At 30.2% G+C, this 21743-nt stretch carries 20 protein-coding genes; 13 read left to right on the top strand and 7 right to left on the bottom strand.

What is annotated here, in order from left to right:
* Positions 1-204: 204 nt before the first annotated feature.
* The 4 genes from VK071_12295 to VK071_12310 all read right to left on the bottom strand — a co-directional run bounded on the left by VK071_12295 (position 205) and on the right by VK071_12310 (position 4228).
* A complete protein-coding gene (locus VK071_12295; protein ID HLR36091.1) occupies positions 205-1950 on the bottom strand; it encodes an FAD-dependent oxidoreductase in 1746 nt (581 codons plus the stop codon).
* On the bottom strand, positions 1910-2140 hold the full coding sequence (locus VK071_12300; GenBank protein HLR36092.1) for a hypothetical protein: 231 nt from the start codon (positions 2138-2140) through the stop codon (positions 1910-1912). The genes VK071_12295 and VK071_12300 overlap by 41 nt, the downstream gene beginning before the upstream one ends.
* 161 nt (positions 2141-2301) lie before the next feature.
* Positions 2302-3030, bottom strand: a complete 729-nt coding sequence (locus VK071_12305) for a sigma 54-interacting transcriptional regulator (GenBank protein HLR36093.1) — start codon at positions 3028-3030, stop codon at positions 2302-2304.
* Positions 2996-4228, bottom strand: coding sequence for a sigma 54-interacting transcriptional regulator (locus VK071_12310; protein ID HLR36094.1), 1233 nt, complete (start codon positions 4226-4228; stop codon positions 2996-2998). Before VK071_12310 ends, VK071_12305 begins: the two co-directional genes overlap by 35 nt.
* A gap of 215 nt (positions 4229-4443) precedes the next feature.
* Here VK071_12310 and VK071_12315 point away from each other — a divergent pair, with 215 nt between their 5' ends.
* On the top strand, positions 4444-5187 hold the full coding sequence (locus VK071_12315) for a 3-oxoacyl-ACP reductase family protein (GenBank protein ID HLR36095.1): 744 nt from the start codon (positions 4444-4446) through the stop codon (positions 5185-5187).
* A gap of 95 nt (positions 5188-5282) precedes the next feature.
* Here VK071_12315 and VK071_12320 read toward each other — a convergent pair whose 3' ends face one another.
* Positions 5283-5612 carry an alkaline phosphatase gene (locus VK071_12320; GenBank protein ID HLR36096.1) on the bottom strand — a complete coding sequence of 110 codons (330 nt, stop codon included), beginning with the start codon at positions 5610-5612 and terminating at the stop codon, positions 5283-5285.
* 156 nt (positions 5613-5768) lie between these two features.
* Here VK071_12320 and VK071_12325 point away from each other — a divergent pair, with 156 nt between their 5' ends.
* Together VK071_12325 and VK071_12330 are read left to right on the top strand one after the other, a co-directional pair.
* On the top strand, positions 5769-7343 hold the full coding sequence (locus tag VK071_12325; protein HLR36097.1) for a hypothetical protein: 1575 nt from the start codon (positions 5769-5771) through the stop codon (positions 7341-7343).
* Positions 7343-8179 carry a hypothetical protein gene (locus VK071_12330; GenBank protein ID HLR36098.1) on the top strand — a complete coding sequence of 279 codons (837 nt, stop codon included), beginning with the start codon at positions 7343-7345 and terminating at the stop codon, positions 8177-8179. Before VK071_12325 ends, VK071_12330 begins: the two co-directional genes overlap by 1 nt.
* A 41-nt stretch (positions 8180-8220) precedes the next feature.
* Here the strand turns inward: VK071_12330 and VK071_12335 are convergent, their stop codons facing one another.
* Positions 8221-8946 (bottom strand): GntR family transcriptional regulator, encoded by a 726-nt coding sequence (locus VK071_12335; GenBank protein HLR36099.1) that lies wholly within the window; start codon positions 8944-8946, stop codon positions 8221-8223.
* 352 nt (positions 8947-9298) lie between these two features.
* Here VK071_12335 and VK071_12340 point away from each other — a divergent pair, with 352 nt between their 5' ends.
* The 6 genes from VK071_12340 to VK071_12365 all read left to right on the top strand — a co-directional run bounded on the left by VK071_12340 (position 9299) and on the right by VK071_12365 (position 16230).
* Positions 9299-9595 (top strand): hypothetical protein, encoded by a 297-nt coding sequence (locus VK071_12340; protein HLR36100.1) that lies wholly within the window; start codon positions 9299-9301, stop codon positions 9593-9595.
* Between the two features lie 26 nt (positions 9596-9621).
* The gene (locus VK071_12345; protein HLR36101.1) at positions 9622-9924 is read left to right on the top strand and encodes a hypothetical protein; all 303 of its coding nucleotides are present in this window, start codon (positions 9622-9624) and stop codon (positions 9922-9924) included.
* A gap of 21 nt (positions 9925-9945) precedes the next feature.
* On the top strand, positions 9946-10422 hold the full coding sequence (locus tag VK071_12350; GenBank protein ID HLR36102.1) for a hypothetical protein: 477 nt from the start codon (positions 9946-9948) through the stop codon (positions 10420-10422).
* Between the two features lie 21 nt (positions 10423-10443).
* A complete protein-coding gene (locus VK071_12355) occupies positions 10444-15351 on the top strand; it encodes a DUF6531 domain-containing protein (GenBank protein HLR36103.1) in 4908 nt (1635 codons plus the stop codon).
* 42 nt (positions 15352-15393) lie between these two features.
* Entirely contained in the window at positions 15394-15888 is a 495-nt protein-coding gene (locus VK071_12360; protein HLR36104.1) for a hypothetical protein, read from the top strand.
* 171 nt (positions 15889-16059) lie between these two features.
* Positions 16060-16230, top strand: a complete 171-nt coding sequence (locus VK071_12365; GenBank protein HLR36105.1) for a hypothetical protein — start codon at positions 16060-16062, stop codon at positions 16228-16230.
* A 394-nt stretch (positions 16231-16624) separates the two neighbouring features.
* On the opposite strand, the gene VK071_12370 is transcribed toward VK071_12365, so the two are convergent.
* A complete protein-coding gene (locus VK071_12370; GenBank protein ID HLR36106.1) occupies positions 16625-16813 on the bottom strand; it encodes a hypothetical protein in 189 nt (62 codons plus the stop codon).
* Positions 16814-17129: 316 nt separating this feature from the next.
* Here VK071_12370 and VK071_12375 point away from each other — a divergent pair, with 316 nt between their 5' ends.
* From VK071_12375 to VK071_12390, 4 genes are all read left to right on the top strand, one after another.
* Complete coding sequence (locus VK071_12375) at positions 17130-17591, top strand: hypothetical protein (GenBank protein ID HLR36107.1); 462 nt, start codon at positions 17130-17132, stop codon at positions 17589-17591.
* 876 nt (positions 17592-18467) lie between these two features.
* A complete protein-coding gene (locus VK071_12380) occupies positions 18468-19400 on the top strand; it encodes an Rpn family recombination-promoting nuclease/putative transposase (protein HLR36108.1) in 933 nt (310 codons plus the stop codon).
* Between the two features lie 651 nt (positions 19401-20051).
* Positions 20052-20738, top strand: a complete 687-nt coding sequence (locus VK071_12385; protein HLR36109.1) for a Crp/Fnr family transcriptional regulator — start codon at positions 20052-20054, stop codon at positions 20736-20738.
* A gap of 24 nt (positions 20739-20762) precedes the next feature.
* Positions 20763-21743: BMP family ABC transporter substrate-binding protein (locus VK071_12390; GenBank protein HLR36110.1), on the top strand; the 981-nt coding region annotated here is incomplete at its 3' end.

Raw genomic sequence — 21743 nt, forward strand, 5'->3', positions numbered from 1 at the left:
ATATTGAATAGATGCTTAATTGATTATCTTTATCTTTAAGCATGTGAAAACCCCCCTCTGGTTATAGTCTGGTAACTATATTATATCAGTTCAGGGGGGTTTTTACTATACATTTATCCATAATTTTAGTAAATCTGTTAATTTTTATAATATGTTTTTCAGTGGTCTCGGACCGTCCCTGCTGACTCACGATTTCTTTTATTATTAAATTCCCCTAGCTATTTTAACTGCCTCATCAATGGCATTTAATGCTCTTCTAGCTCTTACTGCATCTCCGATAATATAATAGGGTATGGATTTATCTTCACAATAATTTTTTATCTCATTATAATCAGCAGATTTTGCTCCTACAGACATTACCACATAATCAGCCTTGATTTCTTCAATTTTTCCATCTGCTTCTACTAATATTCCATCTTCTTTTATTTCTGTACATTTTGCATTTACAATAGTATTTACTCCTAGGGCATATAGATTTTCCATTACACATATTTTTCTCAATTGGCCTAGATCTTTGCCTACCTCGTCTAACATTTCTACAACTGTGACTTGATTTTCTTTTTCAGCTAGAGATTCTGCTACCTCTAATCCTACTAATCCTCCACCTATGACTACTATATTTCCACTAGGTTCTACTTTTCCTAGTAGGACATCATGGGAATTAGTTACATGGGGTAAATTAGCTCCAGGAATATTTAATTCTATTGGTTCTGCTCCTGTAGCAATTATCAGCATATCTGGCTGCAATTCTTCTAAGATTTCATCTGTTAGAGTTGTAGAAAGTCTAATATCAATATCTTTTTCTATTGCTTGTCGGCCTCTGGATATTGCTGCCTCTTTCATTTCTTCCTTTCTAGGTGCCATTCCTGCAATTAGGAATTGTCCTCCTAATTTATCAGATGCTTCAAAGAGTATAGGTTCATGGGCTCTATCCTTTAAGGTAATTGCTGCTTCCAGGCCAGCCATTCCGCCTCCTGCAATAATTACCTTTTTAGGCTCATTAGTTGAAATCAATTGCATTTCTCTTTCTCTACCTAATGCTGGATTTCTCATACAAGTTATATGAGGAAATTCTGGGTCTATAAAACCATCAAAACAGCCTTGATTACAGCCAACACATTGGATAATTTTATCTAAATCTCCAGCAAAGGCTTTATTACAAAACTCAGGATCTGCCAATTGGGATCTTCCGATCACTACTATATCAGCTTTATCCTCTTCTAATATATCTTCTGCTTGCTGGGGGCTATTTATTCTACCTACTGCAACTGTAATCATATTAGTTTCTTTTTTAATTCTAGCTGCATTTTCCACATTAAAACCCCTAGGTAAGTCAATAGGGGGAACCTCATATTTTAATGCAGCTGTCATCATATTGCCCCTAGATACATCTAGTACATCTACTCCTGCATCCTTGGCTAATTTACAGAATTCAATTATATCTTCAATTGTAAGGCCATTTTCCACATAATCATCCTGAGCAACAATTCGCATAAATATAGGGAAATCCTCTGGCACATTTCTTCTTATGGCTTTAATACATTCTAATGGATATCTAGTACGGTTTTTAAAGGAACCTCCATATTGATCCTCTCTTTTATTAAATGCAGGACTTAGGAAACAATGAGGAGAATATCCATGACCAGCATGGAATTCTACACAATCAAATCCTGCTTCTACTGCACGTCTAGCAGCTTGGCCAAAAGCCTCAATTACTTCCTCAATAGTTTCAATGCTGGCAGCGGGAATAATACGTTCACTTGACATAGGCATATCACTAGGCAAGATAATCATAGCCTTAGGGTCTCCCATTACCCCCATGCCTCCTTGCCATAATTGTACACCAGCTTTACCTCCGGCATCATGAATGGCATCTACTAATTCTTTTAGGCCAGGTATAAATTTATTATCAGCTATAGATAGAAATGCATCTGGTGCAGAGGGGGGCATGGACAGAGGATACCTCTACCATATTTAAACCATTACCACCTTTAGCTCTAGCCACATGATAGTCCATAAGTTTTTCTGTAACAAATCCATCTACAGCTGCCATTTTCGTTCCCATAGCCGGAAGCATAATCCTATTTTTAAGTTTGAGTCCCCTAATTTCAATTGGGTTGAATAAGTTTTTAAATGTCATATTAAATCCTCCTTTTATTTGTTATCTATATAACTAGCAAAATTCATGCCAAAATTTTAACAGGAGGATTCTAGTAGAAACAGAGAAATTCTAAAGGAAAAATCTAAAAAAATATCATTATAAAACATGTAATCTTATTCATGTCTCATAATGATACATAATTAAGTTCTATATTCTTCTAAGTCAATTCCAAATTTAGATATTTTACGATAAAGGGTAGCTCTACTAAGGCCTAGAATTTTTGCAGCAGATTTTACATTTCCTCTAGTGTTTTTCAAGGTTTCTACTATTGTATTATATTCTTTTGATTCCATTAGGCCTATTTCTTTACAAAGTTTGGATTCATTATCCCTTGGAATTTGTTGCAAATAAACTGGCAGATCCTTTACATCGATAATTTGGTTTTTGGTGATTTGCACTGTTCTTTCAATGGTATTTTCTAATTCTCTAATATTTCCAGGCCAATTATGGTTTTTTAAAATTTCCAAGGCCTCTCTCGTGATTCCTCTTGCATTGGAAAAGAATTGATTATTGTATTTTTTTATAAAATAATAGGTTAAAGTTTCTATATCTTCTTTTCTTTCTTTTAATGGAGGTATGTTTATGGTAAATACGTTTATTCTGTAAAATAAATCTGCCCTAAAGTTCCCATTTTCCACTGCCTTATATAGATTCTTATTTGTAGCAGTAATTATCCTTACATCTACATTTATTTCCTTTGTTCCTCCAATTCTAAGTATTTTTCTATCCTCAATAACCCTTAATAAAGAGGCCTGTATTGATAGAGGCATATCTCCTATTTCGTCTAAGAATAAGGTGCCACCATTGGCTAATTCAAATTTTCCTATTTGGCCATCAGATTTGGCCCCCTGTAAAGGCTCCCTTTTCATAACCAAATAGTTCACTTTCCACTAGATTTACGGGGAGAGCTCCACAGTTTATGGCTATAAAAGGCTGTTTTTTTCTGGAGCTATTATTGTGGATGGACTGGGCAAAAAGCTCTTTGCCCGTTCCGCTCTCTCCCATAATTAAAATATTAGAATCCCCATTGGATGCAATATGACCTAATTTTATGGTTTCCTTTATGACAGAAGATTCACCAATAATATCCTTAAAAGAGAATAATTGATTTCCTTTAATAAGCTTATTAAAATTTTCATCCTCAATTTTTTTAATTACAATGATTAAACCCCTAGATTCAAAATTGTTTTCTAAATTAGTTATAGATAATTCACATATAATGGAATTGTTATTTAATTCTATAGTAAATTTTTTATTATAAAAACTTAAATTTTCTTCCATTATATAATTCAAATCTAGTGGCAATTTTAATATTTTATTAATATTTTTTCCTATTTGATTATGATCCTTTAATTCTAGAATATTTAAAGCTGTTTTGTTAATAGAGACAATCTTATTCTCATTATCTATTACTATAATGCCATCAGATATGGATTGATTAATAATATTAGAATAGGATAAATGTATTTGACTTTCAATTGCATTGGCTATGGCAATGGCCATGCCTAAAGTATGGGAAGACAATATATCTGCAAAGCCTGTTATTCCAATACAACCAATAAGCTCTCCATTATAATCATGTATAGGAGCAGCAGAGGTAGTATAACTATGAAAGGCAGTATAACAATGTTCTCTTCCCCAGGTTTGTATAGGTTTGTCTAGGTAAAGACAAGTTCCCATGGCATTGGTTCCCACTCTTTTTTCACTTAAATTCATTATATTTATATTTGTATTGTCCAGAATATTTGGCGTTGCTATGGCTGCTAGAATATAGCCTTCTTTATCTACTAGAGTAATCATATAATCTGATTTTTTAATAATATGATATAGATCCATCATATAGGGTTTGGCAATCTCAATTAAATGAGAATGTTTTTGTATAGATTTTTGTTGTTCTATTTCATCAGTATCTAGGATGATTTCATTAAACAAATCTATGTCATAGTTTTTGCTCCTAATCCAAGATTCTTTAATTATTTTATCTATGCCATAAACATCTTTTTTATCTAGTATGAAAAATTCATGCCAAGCTTCAGATATGATTTCCCTTTTTCTCAATAATTCCATAAAAACACTCCTTGCGATATAAGCAGATTTACATATATTATACTATAAATGTAATTATAGTGTATTCTCATGAAAATATAAAAAATAGGGATGTTCTTTTAAAACCGGTATGATACAATATTAACAAGGTGATAATAAAAAAATAAGATAAGCAAAATAGTCATCAGGGCCTTAGCTAAGGTAATATTTTTTTATAATTTAAGGAGGTTTTAAATATGCTAAAGGAGAAAGTAGCTATTGTTACAGGTGGAACAAGGGGTATAGGATTTGCTATTGTAAAGAAATACCTAGATAATGGTGCCACAGTTATTTTATGTGGTTCTAGGAAAGAAACAGCGGAAAAGGCAGTGGAAAAACTAAAACAAGAAAATCCAGAATATAAAGTAGAAGGCATTGCACCAAATTTAACTTCCCATGAAGAAGTAAAAGAATCATTTGAATATGTAAAAAATAAATATGGCAAGATAGATATTTTAGTAAATAATGCGGGTATTTCTGCAGAAGATACACTATATGATTACAAACCAGAGGATTTTACTGGAATTATGGATTTAAATGTGAATGCAGTATTTTATTGTTCCCAGGCAGCAGCAACTATTATGAAGGAACAACATGGTGGGGTCATTTTAAATACTAGTTCTATGGTTAGTATTTATGGCTCGACAGCTGGTTGTGGATATTCGGATTCAAAATTTGCAGTAAATGGGCTTACAAAATCCCTATCAAGAGAACTTGCTAAAGACAATATACGTGTCAATGCAGTGGCACCGGGGGTTACTAATACAGATATGGTAGAAAATCTTCCCGATGAGGTTATTAAACCTCTAATTGAAGCTATACCTTTAGGACGTATTGGCGAACCGGAAGATGTAGCAAATGCTTTTCTATATTTGGCAAGCGATATGGCAAGTTATGTTACAGGGGTTATATTGTCAGTAGATGGGGCCATGATGGTATAATGTGATAAGAAAACCCTAAGGATTGTCCTTTTTTCTTACTTTTAGTGTTTAAGAGCTACTTATGATCGTAGCTCTTAACTTAATTATCTAGATAATTAAAGTTTGTTTATCTTTTTTGCAAATTCATAGGCGGCCTTTACTGTTTTATCAAAATCTAATACTTCATTGGCCATCGTAATAGGATCATTAGCATGGGCTGCATGGTCGATTTTTCCACCCTCAACCATTAAGAAAAATCCTCTATTGTTTTCATTTAATATATCTATAGCCTTATTTGTCATTTCCTCAAGGCTTGGCTTTTCTGAAGAATCTCTATCTAATTTATAATTTATATGAGACTCATTAAATAGACCAAGGATTTTCCTATCATCTATATCTTTTAAATCATTTTTTGTTTCTATATTATTATACTCCGACTCACTCAAAAATGTCTTCTAGTACAATTATAAGGTATAATCCCTAAGGGTACAACAAAGATTATATATAGGCTCTCTAATTTTAGAATTTTAATAAACAACTTGAAATGTACGGACAAATAAAGTATAATAAATGTACGGACATTTAAGGAGGGAGGATATAAGGTGAAAAAAATTGCTATTTTAGGAAGTAGTGGTGGAAATCTTTATAATTTAGGAGGGAAGGAGCCTTTTAAATTACTTGAGGAAATACGAACTCAAGCAGAGTCTGCAGGAATAAGAATAGAAGCTATTCAATTTATTGGTGCTCATGCTTCTATGGATAATATAAAAGAAAATGTTTCTGCTAGATTATATACTTGGGATGCTGAGAGAGAAAAAACAATAGCCTCAGAGACCAAAACCTTAAAAGAAATAAATGAAGATGCATTAGAGTTTGACAGCAAAATAGCAAAACTAATAAGTGAAGAAAAGATTGATGGATTAGTTTTGATTAGCTCTGATCCTGAAAAGACTAATAATTTATCTGTAAAGGTAGCAGCAGAAAAAGGTATACCTATTGTAGGTACTGGTGGAACATCAATGGCAACAGTCCAATCTATGGGTGGAAACGTTATAGCTACCTCTGGAACTACAGGGACTACTAATAGAACTAGGGCAGTTGCAGCAATACAGGCATTAAGTAAGTATTGGAGTCTAAAATATAAGCCAGTAATAAGTTCATCAGGTAGTTCTGAACAAAATGTAGATGAAAACATTTTCCGAAGAATTAGTTTTAGAGGAATCATGATGGCAGCAATGCCTGGATTTATTGCCATGTCTATAATTTTAGCATTAAGTAAAATACCAGGTTTAGGCAGATTAAGTGAAGCTTTTGATTTATTAATAAAGGGATTACCAGTAGTAGTGGCCGCTATTGCTGCTAAACAAGTTTCAGGGTTGGATGAAGTAGGAATAGTGGCAGGTGTGGTGGCAGGAGTACTTTCTACTGAAGGTGGAGTAATTGGAGGATTAATAGGAGGTATATTAGCAGGAATTTTAGCATTTTATTTAATTCAACTAGCTTTGAAATGGAATTTCCCAGGGACTACAGCTAATATAGTATCTGGCGGACTTTCTGGATTAATTGCTGGGTTAGTGGTATTTTTCTTAATATCTCCTTTAGCACTAAGCTTAGGAAACGGTATAAGGTATATAATTGAATTAACATTGAATTATAATTCTATACTTGCCGGAGCAGTAGCTGGATTTTTAATATGGCCATCAATAATTGGAGGAGTATATCATGCAGCTATTCTTCCTATAGTCCTATTAGAAATGGAAAAGACAGGGTCAAGCTTTTTAGGTGCAATAGATATGACTGGTCTTGTAATGGTATCCGCTGGTATAACCTTAGCTAATATAGTATATCCTAAACAAAAAAGTGAATCAGCAATTGCAGTTCCAGGTTTTATTATAAATATGGCTTTTGGTACCTTTGTAGAAGCCTCTTATCCATTTATGTTTTCAGATAAAATAGTGTTAGGAGGAGCGATGGTATCAGCTGCTATATCTGGGGTTTTTGTTGGAATATTTAATTTAAGAGGGACAGCCTACGTTCCTTCAATAACCGCTCCGGCATTATCCAATAACGTACTAGGTTTTGCAATAAGTATGTTTATAGCCTTAGCTTCTTCATTTTTAATAACAATATTTGCTAATAAACTATATAGAAATAAAAAGAAAAAGGAGGCACAATAATGTTTGTTGCTGATATGGAGAGAAAAAGAGAGATTGGAAGGAAGAAAGTATTAGATACCTTAAAGATTCATAATGGTACAACTATTTTAAGTACAGGAATAACAGGAGATGATTCTAGACTTGCAAAAGCTGTAGTAGAAGCTGGTGTTAGAATGATTGAACCAAATCATCCAGCTGTAGCTTTAGCTAGAGGATTTAAAGGTGTTACAAATATGCATGATGCAGAACAAATAAGACATGAGCTTCCCATGGAAGAAATGATAAATGTAACTAGGGGAGTTAGAAATGTTGTTGGCGATGAAATATATATTACTGTAGGTATACCTGGTGGATTTTGTGAGATAGTTCCTGTTGAATTATCAGATGAAGTATTCTTAAATCTTTCAAAAGCAGGTGCAGATGGCTTACACATACACAAAGTAAGCTTAGAAGATTTAGAAGAAGTAGTAAAAAAAGCTCATAAATATGGATTATTAGTTGACGCATATATAGGGCATCCAGACGATTTACATCCTTTCGGTATTCCTGCTGAATCACCAGAAGAAGTAGCAAAAGTAGCAAAAGAAATGGAAAATATAGGGGTAGATTTCATTGGGCTTATGACAGGAATGAGCTATGAAGGCGTAGAAGCTGGGGAAATTCATCCGGTAATTAAAGAGAGATTAGAAGCCTTAGTTTCAGCAGTAAATGTTCCTACTCTTGCAGAGGGAGGAATTAATTTAGACAATTATGAAGCATTCATGGATACAGGAGTAGATATAATAGTTATAGGTACAGCAATTGATGATGTAGTTAAGAAGTCAGCTCAAGATTTAGTGAAAAAGTTTATTGATTAGATATTAAAAGTCCTAGGATTCCAATCCTAGGACTTTTAATACTATAAATTCCTTGGCATGCTAGCAAAGAAAATATATTGGTTTCCTATATAATGAGATTCAACAAAATATAAAGGTTTATTATTTTCTAAATATACTATGCAGCTCATTTTCAGTATGGCAGAATCTATATCTATATTTAAATGTTTTGAAATATTTTCATTTGATTTTTCAGCTTCTAAGTGTATATTGCCATAATCCATTTTTAAATTATATTCATTCTCATATAATTCATATAGGGATGTGTTTTTATTTATTTTCTTATCTATATTTGGACATGTATTTGCAGGTACATAAGTGATTTCATATGCCATAGGCTTATTATTAGCTTTCCTAATTCTTATTATTTCATAAGCTTTTTCTTTTTCATTTAAATTTAGATACTCAGCAATTCTTTCTTTAGGATGTTTAAGACTTATGCCTAATATTTCACTAGAAGGATTCAAACCTCGTTCCAACATTTGCTCAGTGAAACTTTCTAGGACTGTAAGCTTATATCTTGATTTTATATTTTTAACAAAAGTTCCTTTCCCAGCTTGCCTATATATAAAACCTTCCTCTGCAAGCTTTTGTAGAGATTTCCTTATAGTATACCTACTAACATTGTACTTATCCATTAGCTCATACTCAGTAGGAAGTTGACAGCCATCCTCCCAATGCTCATGTACAATATTTTCCTTCATTTTATTATAAACTTCTAAATATAAAAAAATATTTTTATTTTCCATAATAACACCTGCTTTCAAAGACTATCTTGATTATATATTATATAGTATTATTTACTATAATTAAATCATTAACTTGGGACAAAGGTCCTTAATGAAAGCATTTTTGTCCTAGTTAAAGAACCTGCTAAAAGGCAGGTTCTTTGTGTAACTCTAGGAAATATAGTTTTTAAAGAAATGCTTTTAATAATAGGTTTATCTTTTATACAGTTTGTAAAAATAAGTTAGCCAGATTTTCATATTATAGTCCCATTGACAGAATTTACAGTCTAATGTTAATATTATGTAATAACTATAATTTTAAGAAGGTATGGAAGGGATAAGTAATATTGAACTTAATAGGGGTGAATAGCTTGTGGTGGACAAAGTAGCAGTTATAGAGGAAGAATTTTCAAGATTAAATAAGAAATTAGAAATGAATCATCAATCAATAATTAATAATTACGAAGCATTAACAAGAAAATTAGATGAAGTCGTGTCAGAATCTGGTTCCTTATATGCTCCAGAATTTAGTCCTAAAGTCCAAGGATTAAATGAAATTATAAATACTGATATAATAGCAATGTCAGAACAGCTATTTACAGTAACAGAAGAGGTTATAAAAAACTTTGAAAAAGCTATAGTTAATATGGATACTAGTAACAGTGAATAGTCTAATTTAGCAAAGGGGTGATTTTAGTGGGTGAAATAAGGGTTACTCAATCAGAGGCTGAAAGTGATGTTGGCTCTATAAAATCAATAATAAATGATTTAGAAGAATTACAAGGTATTATTGATGATATGATTCAATTGTTAAATAAGTCAGAAGGAGAATTCGTAGAAAAATTGAAAAATCAACTACAAGAAGAAAAGAATCTAGTAAAAAAGTCTGTAGATATGTTTTCTAAATTTGCATTAACTATTGGGATAACTATTGATAGCTTTAAAGCTCAGGATGAAGTATTGTCAAAAGGGATGGGATTAAATGCAGGGGTAGAGTAAAGATTTAATGGAGGTGAAGCTATGCGTGATCGGCATACTGTTCTAGAAAGAGAGAAATTGACGGCATCTCAGAATAAACTCATAAAAGAGAGAATAAGACTAGTTGAAGAAGTTAGAGGGATAAATGAGGAAATAAAAGAAATAGAAGATCTAAAAGAAATGTTTGAATCACTTATAGATGATATGAATAAGATATTGGATGATTGGGAAGAGGAAAAAAGTAAAGTAATATATATCGGAGAGATAATACCAGAAAGTTTTGATGGAGATATAGCGGAAAAACAGGCTACAGATCTCCCAAAAATTTCAAAGGAAATGGGTATAAATGTTGGAAAGGCAACAAGTTTATTAGATGGAGTTCAAAGACAAATATCAAAATTAAATGATTATAAAAATGATCTACAAAGTCAAATTAAACAAATAAGTAGGCAAATTGACTCAAAAGATTTTGAAATTAGATCTATAGATACAAGATTATCAAATATGCAATTTTATTAGTATTTAATAAAATAAAAAAGATTGAAATGGGGGAATAAAAATGGGGTAGGAAAAGATAGAATATTTACTTTTTCATCTATAGAGGAACTTAAAGCTGCTTATATGGAATTAGCAGAAAGGGCAAAAGAATGCTCGGAGCAAATAGATTTAGTAAAAGGACATTTAAGAGATTTAATGTATAGTGTACCGGAAGAAGCAAAAGATATTGGATTGGAAGAAGATATATTAAATACAGCTATAGAAATAGAAAAATTTGAGAAGCTATCTAATAAGTTAAAATATGACACAGAGAAATTATTAAATGGTATACCACAAGTTGACAGTAAATCTGCAGAAAGATTAGTAGAATTAAGTGCAAATGCACGGATATTAATGGATTATATAGATGAAATCCAAAGATTAATTAGCACAGATTTTAATGCAAAAGATACAGAAAATTTTCTAGGTAGCCTAAAAGATTTACAGAATGAATATAAGACAAGACTATCCACGATTGACGAATCTTTAGAAGATATTTTAGATAAATCAAAAGGGTTAGCTTTAGAGGCAGTTGAATTTAAAGGAGATCCAATAAATTTAGCAACAGGTAATTTTAGTTATGAAAAAGCTGATATAGAAATAAAAGGGACCTATCCATTGGAATTTAGAAGAACATATAATGCCATAGATGACTATAAAGGAGTATTAGGAAATCAGTGGGTTCATAACTTTGAAGTTTCTTTAATTGAAAAAGATGATGTAATTAAAGTTATGAAAGAAGATGGAAAAGTAGATACTTATACAAAAGAAGAAGACCAAATATATAAATGTATAATAGTTCCGGGACAAAGACTAATTAAAACTGAAGATGAGAAATACAGGCTATATTTAGAAAATCAAACTGCATATAACTTTAATGAAGCCAGAAGATTAGAAAGCATCGTAGATGGACAAGGAAATAAAACTACATTAAAATATAATGAAGAGAATCAATTAAAAGAAATAAGGACTCTTTCTGGGTATTTTAGACTTTATTATAATTCTAAAAATTTACTAGGGCGAATAAATGACTCCTCCGGTAGGAGAGTATCATTTTATTATGAAGGAAATAATTTAAAAAGAGTAGTACTTCCTAATAAAACAGAATTTAAATATAAATACGATAATCTAAATAGATTAACAGTAGTTACAAGTCCTAGAAATATTGATTTAATTAGAAATGAATATGATGATCTATCAAGAGCAACAAAACAAATATTCCCTGATGGAGGAATATTAAGTCTAAAACATCTAGATGACAAAAATCAGATAGAGCTGACAGAACAAAATGGAAATAAAATAATATATGGAAGAGACCATAAATTTAGGAATACTAAAGTAATATATGAAGATGGAGAAGAAATATATGATTTTAATGATTCAAATAAAAGAACCTCTTTTATAGATAAAAAAGGTAATAAAACAGAATATGAATACGATAGTAATGGAAACTTAACAAGAGTAATAAATCCATTAGGAGAAGTAATGAAGTTTGAATATGATAAATTAAACAATTTAACAAAAATAACCCAACCGAACAATAAAAGTATTAGCCTTAAATATGATAATGATGGTAATCTTTTAAAAGTAGAAAATCCATATAATGAAAGAACTATTTTTAAATACGATGAATATGGAAGGATAATAGAATCTATTCAACCAGATAACTCTAAACTTAAATTATCCTATGATGAAAAAGGAAATCTTAAATCTTTGGAATTTCCTAATGGTGGCATAGTATATTATGAATATAATGAGAACAACCAAGTAATTAAGACTACTAATCCTAAAGGACATATAACTTATTATGAATATGATGAAATGAATAACCTTAAAAAGGTTATAAATGCAAAAGGATTTACAAGAGAATACACCTATAATAAAATAGGTAAAGTAATAGAAATAAAAGACTTTGATAATACAATAATAAAGCGAGATTATAATAATTTAGGTAGAGTGTCTAAAATTATGGATCAATTAGGTCAAATTACAGAATTAGAATATGATTTAATGTGGAATATATCAAAAATTAAAGAACCTAATGGTGCAGAAACAGTATATCTATACAATAAACTTAACCAGTTAACTACTATAAGAAACCCTTTAGGATATGAAACCAGATATAAATATGATCCTAATGGAAATGTAATAGAAACTATAACTCCTAAAAATGAAAAGATAAAAATAACCTATGATGAATTAGATCGTAGAAAGTCTATAATAGAAGAAGATGGAGTAATTACAAAATATGAATATAACTCCCTAGGAAAAATATCTAAAATAATAAATTCAAATAATGAAGAAACCTTGTTTGAATATGATTATATAGGTCAATTAGTTAAACAAGTAAATGTTTTAGGTAATGAGACTCATTTTACATATACACCTTTAGGAAATATAGAAACAGTTACAGATGCTCTAGGAAATGTTACTAAATACGATTATTATCCGGGAGGCCAACTTAAAAGTATAACACTCCCTGAAGGTGAGAAAGAAGAATATAAATATGATTTAAATGGAAACGTTATCGAAAAGAAAATGGGAGATAAAATAGCTTTAAAATTTGAATATGACAGTCTAGACCAAATAATAGCTATAGAAAATCCCCTAGGAGGAAGGCGTACTTTTAAATACAATGCTTCTGGCTATATTTCATCCCTTAAAGATGAAAATGGGAATATTACAAAGTATGAATATTCACCTACAGGAAATATAACTAAAGTAATAGGTGCTAAAGGAAATGAAACTAATTATAAATATGATGAAGTAGGAAATTTAACTAAAATAGAGCAATTAGGAGAAATTAGTCCAGAATTAGAAGAAGTAAATAAACTAAATGAACAAAATAATATATCTCGTATAACTAAATATCAATATGATTTACTTGGGAATATAACTAAAATAATAGATGGGGAAAACCAAGAAGAACGATATACTTATGATGAAAATAATAGGATGATTGAAAAAGTGGACAAGGATGGCTATATAACAAAAATGGACTATTCACCAGTAAGTCAGTTAGAGACTCTTACCTATGATGATGGTAAAAAAGTCAAGTTTCAATACAATGCTCTAAGACAGTTAATAGAAATAGAGGATTGGTTAGGAAAGACTAAAATTTCAATTGATTCCTTAGGCAGAACTGAAAATATTAAAACTCCTGATAATAAAGAAGTAAAATATAAATGGAATGAACTAGGGCAAAAAGAAGAATTAATATATCCAGATGGTAAGATTATTAATTATACCTATGATAAATCCCAAAGACTTACATCAATAAAAGCAAAAGATAAAGTATATAATTATAGCTATGATGAAATAGGCCGATTAATAGAGAAAACTTATCCAAATAGCATTGTAGCTAATTATAATTACAATAATATGAACCAAATTACTAGTTTGATATACAAAAAAGATATAGACATTCTTGAACAGCATGAATTTACTTATGATGATGTGGGAAATAGAATAGGAACAAATAAAATAAGACAAGGTGAAAAAGATAGTAATTATTCCTATAGCTATGATGGTTTAAATAGATTAACAAAGGTGTTAGAAAATAATGAATTAATAAGGGAATATAAATACGATGCCTTCGGAAATAGAATAGAAAAAGGGGAAAAAGGGCTAATAACAAAATATCATTATAATAAACTAGACCAATTAATAAAAGAAGAGTTACCAACAGAAATAAAAACCTATGAATATGATAAAAGAGGTAATAGAATAAAAGAATATATAAACCAAAATTTAAATAAAATTTATAATTTTGACGCTACGGGAATGATGAATAAAGTTTGGAATAAAGATATTGGCACAGCCAAGTATAAATATAACGGTTTAAGAAATAGAGTAGGCCAAGAAATAGAAAGAATCAACAAGCCAATAGAAAAAATAAATTACGTTCTAGACTTAACATTGCCATATAATAATGTACTAGAATTAGAAAGAAATACAAATCTAGAACAATACTTATGGGATGGCAACTTATTAGGAACATTAGAGAACGAACATTTTTTAACAGATGAATTAGGTACACCAATAAGGTCCTTAAATATTAAAGGGAATACAAATAACATCTACTCTTATGATGAATTTGGAATAGCTAGAAGTAATACTAGTACATTTGGATTTACAGGCTATCAACATGATCCAATAAGTGAGCTAAATTATGCTCAAGCAAGATATTATGATCAAAATCAAGGAAGATTTATATCTTGGGATCCAATATTAGGAATGATTTATGTACCAGAAAGTATAAATCCATATTCTTATTCTATGAATGATCCATTGAATAAGACGGATAAAACTGGGTTATGGGCGGTAATAGATGATTTAATAGTATTAGGAGTTGGTGCAGGAGTAGGAATAGGGACACAACTTTTAACAGATATAATAGATGGAGAGTTTTCTTCAAAGCAAGCATACATTGGAGCTACAGCTGGAGGAGCTACAGGAGCTTGGACTGGCTATTATTTTGGTCCAGTAGCAGGAGGTGCAGCTGGAGCAGGAGTAACAACGGCAGTAACAGAAGGGTTAGAGTATCTAACTGTTGATGAGAGCGAAAAAAAGGATTTTGATGAAATTACTTTTGATGTACTTAAAGATGCATTTGTTGGTGGTGTAGTAGGGAAGATATGTTCGCTGGAATTTAAGGTAATGGATAGAATTAAAAGTATTAAACCAATTGACAAGATAGCCTCTATGCATAAAAGTTTCAGTAGCCGATACTATGGAGAGTTAGACTTAATACGAGAAGGAGAGTTAAAGAAAATAAGTTTTTTAACAATAAGTAGGGGGCTAGCTGTAGAGGGAATTGATGCTGTTAAAGAAGAAGTTGTTACTGGAGTAATTGAAGGAGCATTTAAAGAACCAACTGAAACAGTTAAACTAGAAGAGTGTATTGAATAGCCTGATTTTATATATAAAATTAAAAAATATGGGGGTAATAAAATGAGGATGAAGGATTTATTATATGTTTATATCGTAGTATTTGCGGTACTCTATTTTGGGATTACAACAACAATAAAAACAATTATAGGAGAAAGAGTTATAAAACATGAGAATGCACATCCTGATAAGCAAGAAGTAGTTAAAAAAGTTGAAAAAAAGTTAGATGTAGTTGCAAAAGTATTTATTATACTAGCATCTATATATTTAGTGAACAGAGCTGTAATACCAGGGATATTAGACATTCCTATTATTATTAAAAGTAATTATAGTGAGGTTGAAGGAGAGGCAGTAACACAAAGCCCTGGAGGTAGTTTACCGCTAAGGACTAGCATAGTCACTGTAAAGGATTTTGAGAGTGGACAAGAAATACGATTACGATTTTTTAAAAAAAAGAATGTATATGTCGGTGATAAATTAAAGTTCGTTTATCTACCTAATTCAAAACATGGAACTCTAGTAGAACACAGACAAACTGGCAAAAAGGATGAAGATTGATATATATCTAAATTATAAAAAATTACTCATTCGGTAAAAATATCTTTTTATATTACATCTTGTATCTAAGTTTTAATATGGAGAGTAAATGATACTGTATTTAAATATCAAGTATCATTTCTCTACCATATTAAACAAATTTGAATTATTATATTTTGGGGAGGGAGAAAGATGGGCAAGACAGTTTGGTTAATTGGGGGCATATTGGATATAGTAGGAGTAATAATGTTGATTGCTGATTTATCAAAGGGTAAACGACCTAAAAAGAAATCATGGTTTATTGCAATTACAGGGTTTATATTAATATTCGTGGGACTTGATATGATAGAAAAGGGGATTTAATAAATTTTGAAATGTTTTTTAAACTAATGTTAGATTTTAGAGTAAACAAGGAATGAATGAAAAATCTAATTTTTAAAAACGATAAAAGTATTTGAATATTACAGAAGATTCAATTGTGATGTATACATTAATTAATGTTACATATAAAACTATTAGAGTCATAAAGGTTTTAGATTGTATTTAAATATGATATTTACAAAGTTAATGGTAATATAATAGGTTTGAATAGAAATGTAAGTTTGAGCCAGTATGATGAAATTAATAGGTAAGTTAAAATAACTACTCAATGTGAAGGTAAGGAGCATCCTTTTTTACATTGAGAATTTTTGTATTAAGTGATAGATAATATGGAGATAAAAAGAATAAGAAGATGTTAATGTATTTTATTTCACTGTTATGATTTAAGTAGTGTTATAACAGCATCTGGCAAAGCTGTTTCAATAACACGTAACACATTTAAAGATGGCAAGGGATTACCATTATCTGAAAATATTAAATCATCTTTAAAATCAATAAAACCAACTGGAGAGGCTATAAAAAAAGAATGGACTGTTTTAAAATCAGATACTAAATTAAGTCTCAAATCAGATAATGTAAGTAAATATATAAAGAGTTCTACAGGGTTTAGAAAGCATATGAAAAACGGATATGGACCTAAAAAGCCTTTCACAAGTCCACAGCAAGTTGTAGATAGAGTTATGAATCGACCAGTAAAGGTGAGAGAAGGACAATAGACTTTAAGCAAGCTGCAGAGCTTTTAACCTTAGATATGGGAATGGGAATCTTAAAAGTTAAAGTTGTTGGTGGTGGTAAAAAGAAAATTCGTAGTGAAGTTGAGAATTGGATATTTGATAAACCAAATGATACGGGATGTTTAGAATAATAGGGGGTAGATATGAATGAATTCTTATTCAATGATAACATTTTATATAAGTTTAATAGGTTCAATTATAGCAGCTTTTATTTTTACTAATAAAATAATTAAAAAAGTTAAAACAATTATTTTAAAGGAGTCCCAACTAGATAAATTTACACTAATAGTATATCCTATAGGATTGTTAATAACTATATTTATTGCACACAATATAATGATTCCAAGTATAAAAGACTTACCTTATGTGATTAAAAAAGACTTTAAAACTGTGACAGGCGAGTTTTTAGATAGTTCTATAGCAAGATCAAATATGAGTGCGCATCCAGGTATTAGGATAAAAGATGATGAAACTGGTGAGGTGGTTTCAATAAGTCTATATTATCAACCTGAAATCAATAAAGGAGATAGGCTTACAATCAATTATTTACCTAATACAAGAATGGGGAATGTTAAAGGTAAAGGATATTATGGAAAGGACAAATATTAGATAGTATTATGATAAAATACAAATTAAAACATCTGAACCTTGAAAACTTAATAAAAAGGTCACATTGTTAGGGTTAGAATTTTTAAAAATATAAATTATCTTACGATAAAAATATTTCAACAAATACATGTAAAATAGACAGGTTATTATTGTCCCGAAGGTATACTGAAAGTATGGAATTAAGAAACTTGGTAAAACCGAATAAGTTTTATTACAAGAAGGACACTTTACTCTTAATATATAAATCCTATATACCTTATATTTAGTAATAGCATTACGTTCATAAAATCCGTGGCGATGAAGCATTTTTTTCATATCCACAATTTTTACATCAATAAATAATAGGAAAACTGTTTTCTTTCCCTAGTTTATAATATTTGTGTATATTTATTTTAAAAGTGGTAATAATTATTTCTAACACAGCCTTATAAAATGTATTTAGGGGAAAAGTAGCTATTTTACTTTTCCTTTATTTTTTGGTGTGTATTTTTGGTGATTATTACCAGATATAATTTTTATAAACCTATTGAGATTAAATAATTTGATTCTTTCTAAGTCAGATTAAGACGTCTGACTTAAATAAAAAAGTTCAATTTAATCTGACTAATATTAATAGATTTGGGACATTATAAAGTGCCGTATAACACCACATATAGCCATGGGGATTATTGGATCGGGAGCAAAGAACTATAGGTTTATCCAAGTAGGACAAAACGTATGTTAAAATATATAGGATGTAATGATCAAGCTATAGGGATCTTTACAACATTGGTAAGAAGTCAACAAATATTAAATGAATTTCAATATTAATATACAGAATTATCTAAAATAGGGTATAATAAATATAAGGATAATATTATATAGGAGGTCCTAAAAATGGGAACTAAGGAACTGTTAAGTCCATTAAATGACCTAGTTTTTAAGGCTCTCTTTGGAAGAGAACAAAAGAAAAGTAAAATTATTCTAATCGATTTCTTAAATTCAATCTTAGCTTTAGATGAAGAAGATAAAATAATAGAGATAATACATTTAAACCCTTTTAACTTAAAAGAGTTTGAGGGAGATAAAGGTTCTGTATTAGACTTAAAAGTGAAAACAGAGAAAGAAGAAAGAATAAACATAGAAGTTCAGGTTAATAAAGAAGATGATTTTAGAAAGAGAAGTTTATATTATTGGTCTAAAATGTATGCGGATACAATATTAGAAGGAGAACCATATTCATCATTAAAAAAGAGTATAGTAATTAATATAATGGATTTTATAATAATAGACGAAACAAATAAATATCATACCGAATATAAAATATTAGAGAAAGATGAACATTTCCTATTAACAGAAGATTTATCAATTCACTATATAGAATTACCTAAGTTTGATGATAAAAAAGATATAGAATATATGGAAGCAGTAGAACTATGGCTAACATTTATGAAGAGAATAGGAGAGCCAGGAATGGAAGGGCTGTTAAATCAGCTTATAGAAAGGAGTGAAACATTAAAGATGGCTAAAGAAATGTTAGAAAAAATATCTGCTGATGAAAGACTAAGAGAAAAATATTATGCTAGAGAGAAAGCTAGACGGGACGCTATATCTAGATTAAAATATGCGGAGAGAAAAGGTATGGAAAAAGGAATAGAAGAAGGTATGGAAAGAGGAATAGAAAAGGGAGTGAAAAAGGGTATAGAAGAGAATAAAGAAAAAACAGCTATTAAGGCAATAGAAATAGGGCTTAGTATAGATGAAGTTATTAAACTAACGGGGCTTACTAAAGAAGAGATTGAAAAATTAAAGAAAGGGTTTGACAATTAAATATATATAATTATAGGGGGTGATAGCTAGTGCTAATTATCCCTTTTTAAATTAGATTATCATTTGAAAAATGTGCACTAAAAGAAACTGTAACTGTAGGCCATCATATATTTAAATTAAAATATGATAAGATTTCAACATTAAAAGCCACAGATACTTTTATAGGTCATGGGGCTAGTATCATTTTATAAACCTTGTTTTAAAGAATCTATGGAAGGGGTTTTAACTTTTTAAAATAAAGTGCTATACAGATAAAACTATTAAAATTGCAATAAAGATAGGGGAACATGAAGAAAATCATTTTAGTTCAGATTTTGAAATTATGGACGATTATAAATTTATTTAGATTAAATAATTTGGTTCTTTCTAAGTTAGATTAAGCCGTCTGACTTAAATAAAAAGTTCAATTTAACCTGACTAATATTAATAGATTTAGGACACTATAATGTGCCGTATAACAGTAATCCCCTACTTATATTTTTAAAAGCTAAATTTCTGGGTTTTAAATATAAAAAACGTGGAAACTCTAATAAGTTTATATCTTGATTATATGTTATATAGTATTATTTACTATAATTAAATCATTGACTTAGGACAAAGGTCCTTAATGAAAGCGTTTTTTTATTGTATAATAATGATGGGTGAAAAGATATGGAGATTAAAAATATTATTGAAACAAATTTTGTTTTAATGGATATGTTAAAAGATTGTCCCTATAGCATATTAAAACGTTGGGAAATGAAGTCCTACTCTAAAGGAGATATGATATGCCATCAAAATATGACTTATGATTATTTCTATGTAATTATAAAAGGAAAGGCTAATATTTATATAATGGCTGAGAATGGTAAAAAGTATTCCCAATCTATATATGAAAAAGGAGATTATTTTGGTGAATTAGAGATATTTGATAGAAAACCTTATATATGTTCTGTAGAGGCTATAACTAACTTAGAATTAATTAGACTCCATAGAAATGATTTTTTACAGTGGATTGAAAAAGATAGATATTTTTCCTTATATATGGCTAAAACTCTATGTGATGGGTTCTATGCTTTATCAAAGAAAGCAGGAGAAGATACCTTATATTCTCTTAAGTATAGAATATGTAATTATATAATTAGTAGCATGGAAAATGGGACAGAAAAGCCTAATGGGATAGAAATAACTTTTGATAAGGAACAATTAAGTAATCAATTTGTCGTAACTCAAAGAAGTATAAATAGGATTCTCCAACAATTAAAAGAAAAGAATTTAATAGAAGTTTATAATAATAATATTTTAATAAAAGATTTAGAGGGTTTACAAGAAGAAAAAAGCATTAGTAAAAATGAATAAATATTAAACTAAGGAGGGGTCTGTTTGAAAAAGAGATTATCATTATTATTGGTATTAGTTTTATTAGTTTCTAGCTTTTTAGTAGGGTGCGGGAATAAAGAAGAAGGTGAGCCTAAGGAAGAATCAAAGGAAAAGTCTTATGATAAGGTAGGTTTAGTAGTGGCTGGAGGGTTAGGGGATCGTTCATTCTATGATTCATCTCATGAAGGTGTAGAAAAGGCTAAAGAAGATTTAGGGATTGAGTACAAAGTTTATGAATGTAAAAATGATCCATCATTATTTAATGACCAACTAATACAAGCTTCAGAATATGCTCCTATAGTAGCAGTTGTCGGTTTTGAATTTTATGAAGTTGTACAAGAAGTAGCAGAAGAATTCCCAGAAGTAAATTATATATATGTAGACAATGAAATTGAAGGAATTGATAATTTAACAACCATAAGTTATGTAGAAAATGAAGGATCTTTTTTAGCGGGAGCTTTTGCAGCTATGTTGACTCAAGAAACGTCCATAGAAGGAATTGATGAAGATAAAGTTATAGGAATGGTTGGTGGAGTTGATTTACCAGTTATAAGGAACTTTAAAGTTGGATATGAAGCGGGAGCTAAATATATTGACCCAGAAGTAGAAGTTGAAACCATATTTGCAGGAGATTTTGAAGACCCGGCAAAAGGAAAAGAAAGCGCCTTAGCACTTTATTCAAGAGGAGCTGATATTGTTTACCAAGTGGCAGGTAAAACAGGAGAAGGAGTATTCGAAGCAGCAGAAGAATCTGGCAAATATGCTATAGGAGTAGATACTGATCAAAGGTATATTAATCCTGATGTAATAGTAGCTAGTATGGTAAAAAAAGTAGGTCTATCTATATATGATACTATTGAAAGAATCCAAAAAGATGAGTTAGAACCAGGAAAAGTATATTATTATGGTTTAGAGGAAAACGGTATTGAACTATCTTTTGGTGATTCAGATATGAAACAATTTGCAACAGATGAAATGTTGAAA

Source organism: Tissierellales bacterium (assembly GCA_035301805.1).
GTDB lineage: Bacteria > Bacillota > Clostridia > Tissierellales > DATGTQ01 > DATGTQ01.

Excerpts from the sequence above, each read along its gene's own strand:
- VK071_12295 (HLR36091.1), bottom strand. The coding sequence starts at position 1,950 with ATGCCCCCCTCTGCACCAGATGCATTTCTATCTATAGCTGATAATAAA.
- VK071_12300 (HLR36092.1), bottom strand. The coding sequence starts at position 2,140 with ATGACATTTAAAAACTTATTCAACCCAATTGAAATTAGGGGACTCAAA.
- VK071_12305 (HLR36093.1), bottom strand. The coding sequence starts at position 3,030 with ATGAAAAGGGAGCCTTTACAGGGGGCCAAATCTGATGGCCAAATAGGA.
- VK071_12310 (HLR36094.1), bottom strand. The coding sequence starts at position 4,228 with ATGGAATTATTGAGAAAAAGGGAAATCATATCTGAAGCTTGGCATGAA.
- VK071_12315 (HLR36095.1), top strand. The coding sequence starts at position 4,444 with ATGCTAAAGGAGAAAGTAGCTATTGTTACAGGTGGAACAAGGGGTATA.
- VK071_12330 (HLR36098.1), top strand. The coding sequence starts at position 7,343 with ATGTTTGTTGCTGATATGGAGAGAAAAAGAGAGATTGGAAGGAAGAAA.
- VK071_12335 (HLR36099.1), bottom strand. The coding sequence starts at position 8,946 with ATGGAAAATAAAAATATTTTTTTATATTTAGAAGTTTATAATAAAATG.
- VK071_12350 (HLR36102.1), top strand. The coding sequence starts at position 9,946 with ATGCGTGATCGGCATACTGTTCTAGAAAGAGAGAAATTGACGGCATCT.
- VK071_12360 (HLR36104.1), top strand. The coding sequence starts at position 15,394 with ATGAGGATGAAGGATTTATTATATGTTTATATCGTAGTATTTGCGGTA.
- VK071_12365 (HLR36105.1), top strand. The coding sequence starts at position 16,060 with ATGGGCAAGACAGTTTGGTTAATTGGGGGCATATTGGATATAGTAGGA.
- VK071_12375 (HLR36107.1), top strand. The coding sequence starts at position 17,130 with ATGAATTCTTATTCAATGATAACATTTTATATAAGTTTAATAGGTTCA.
- VK071_12380 (HLR36108.1), top strand. The coding sequence starts at position 18,468 with ATGGGAACTAAGGAACTGTTAAGTCCATTAAATGACCTAGTTTTTAAG.
- VK071_12385 (HLR36109.1), top strand. The coding sequence starts at position 20,052 with ATGGAGATTAAAAATATTATTGAAACAAATTTTGTTTTAATGGATATG.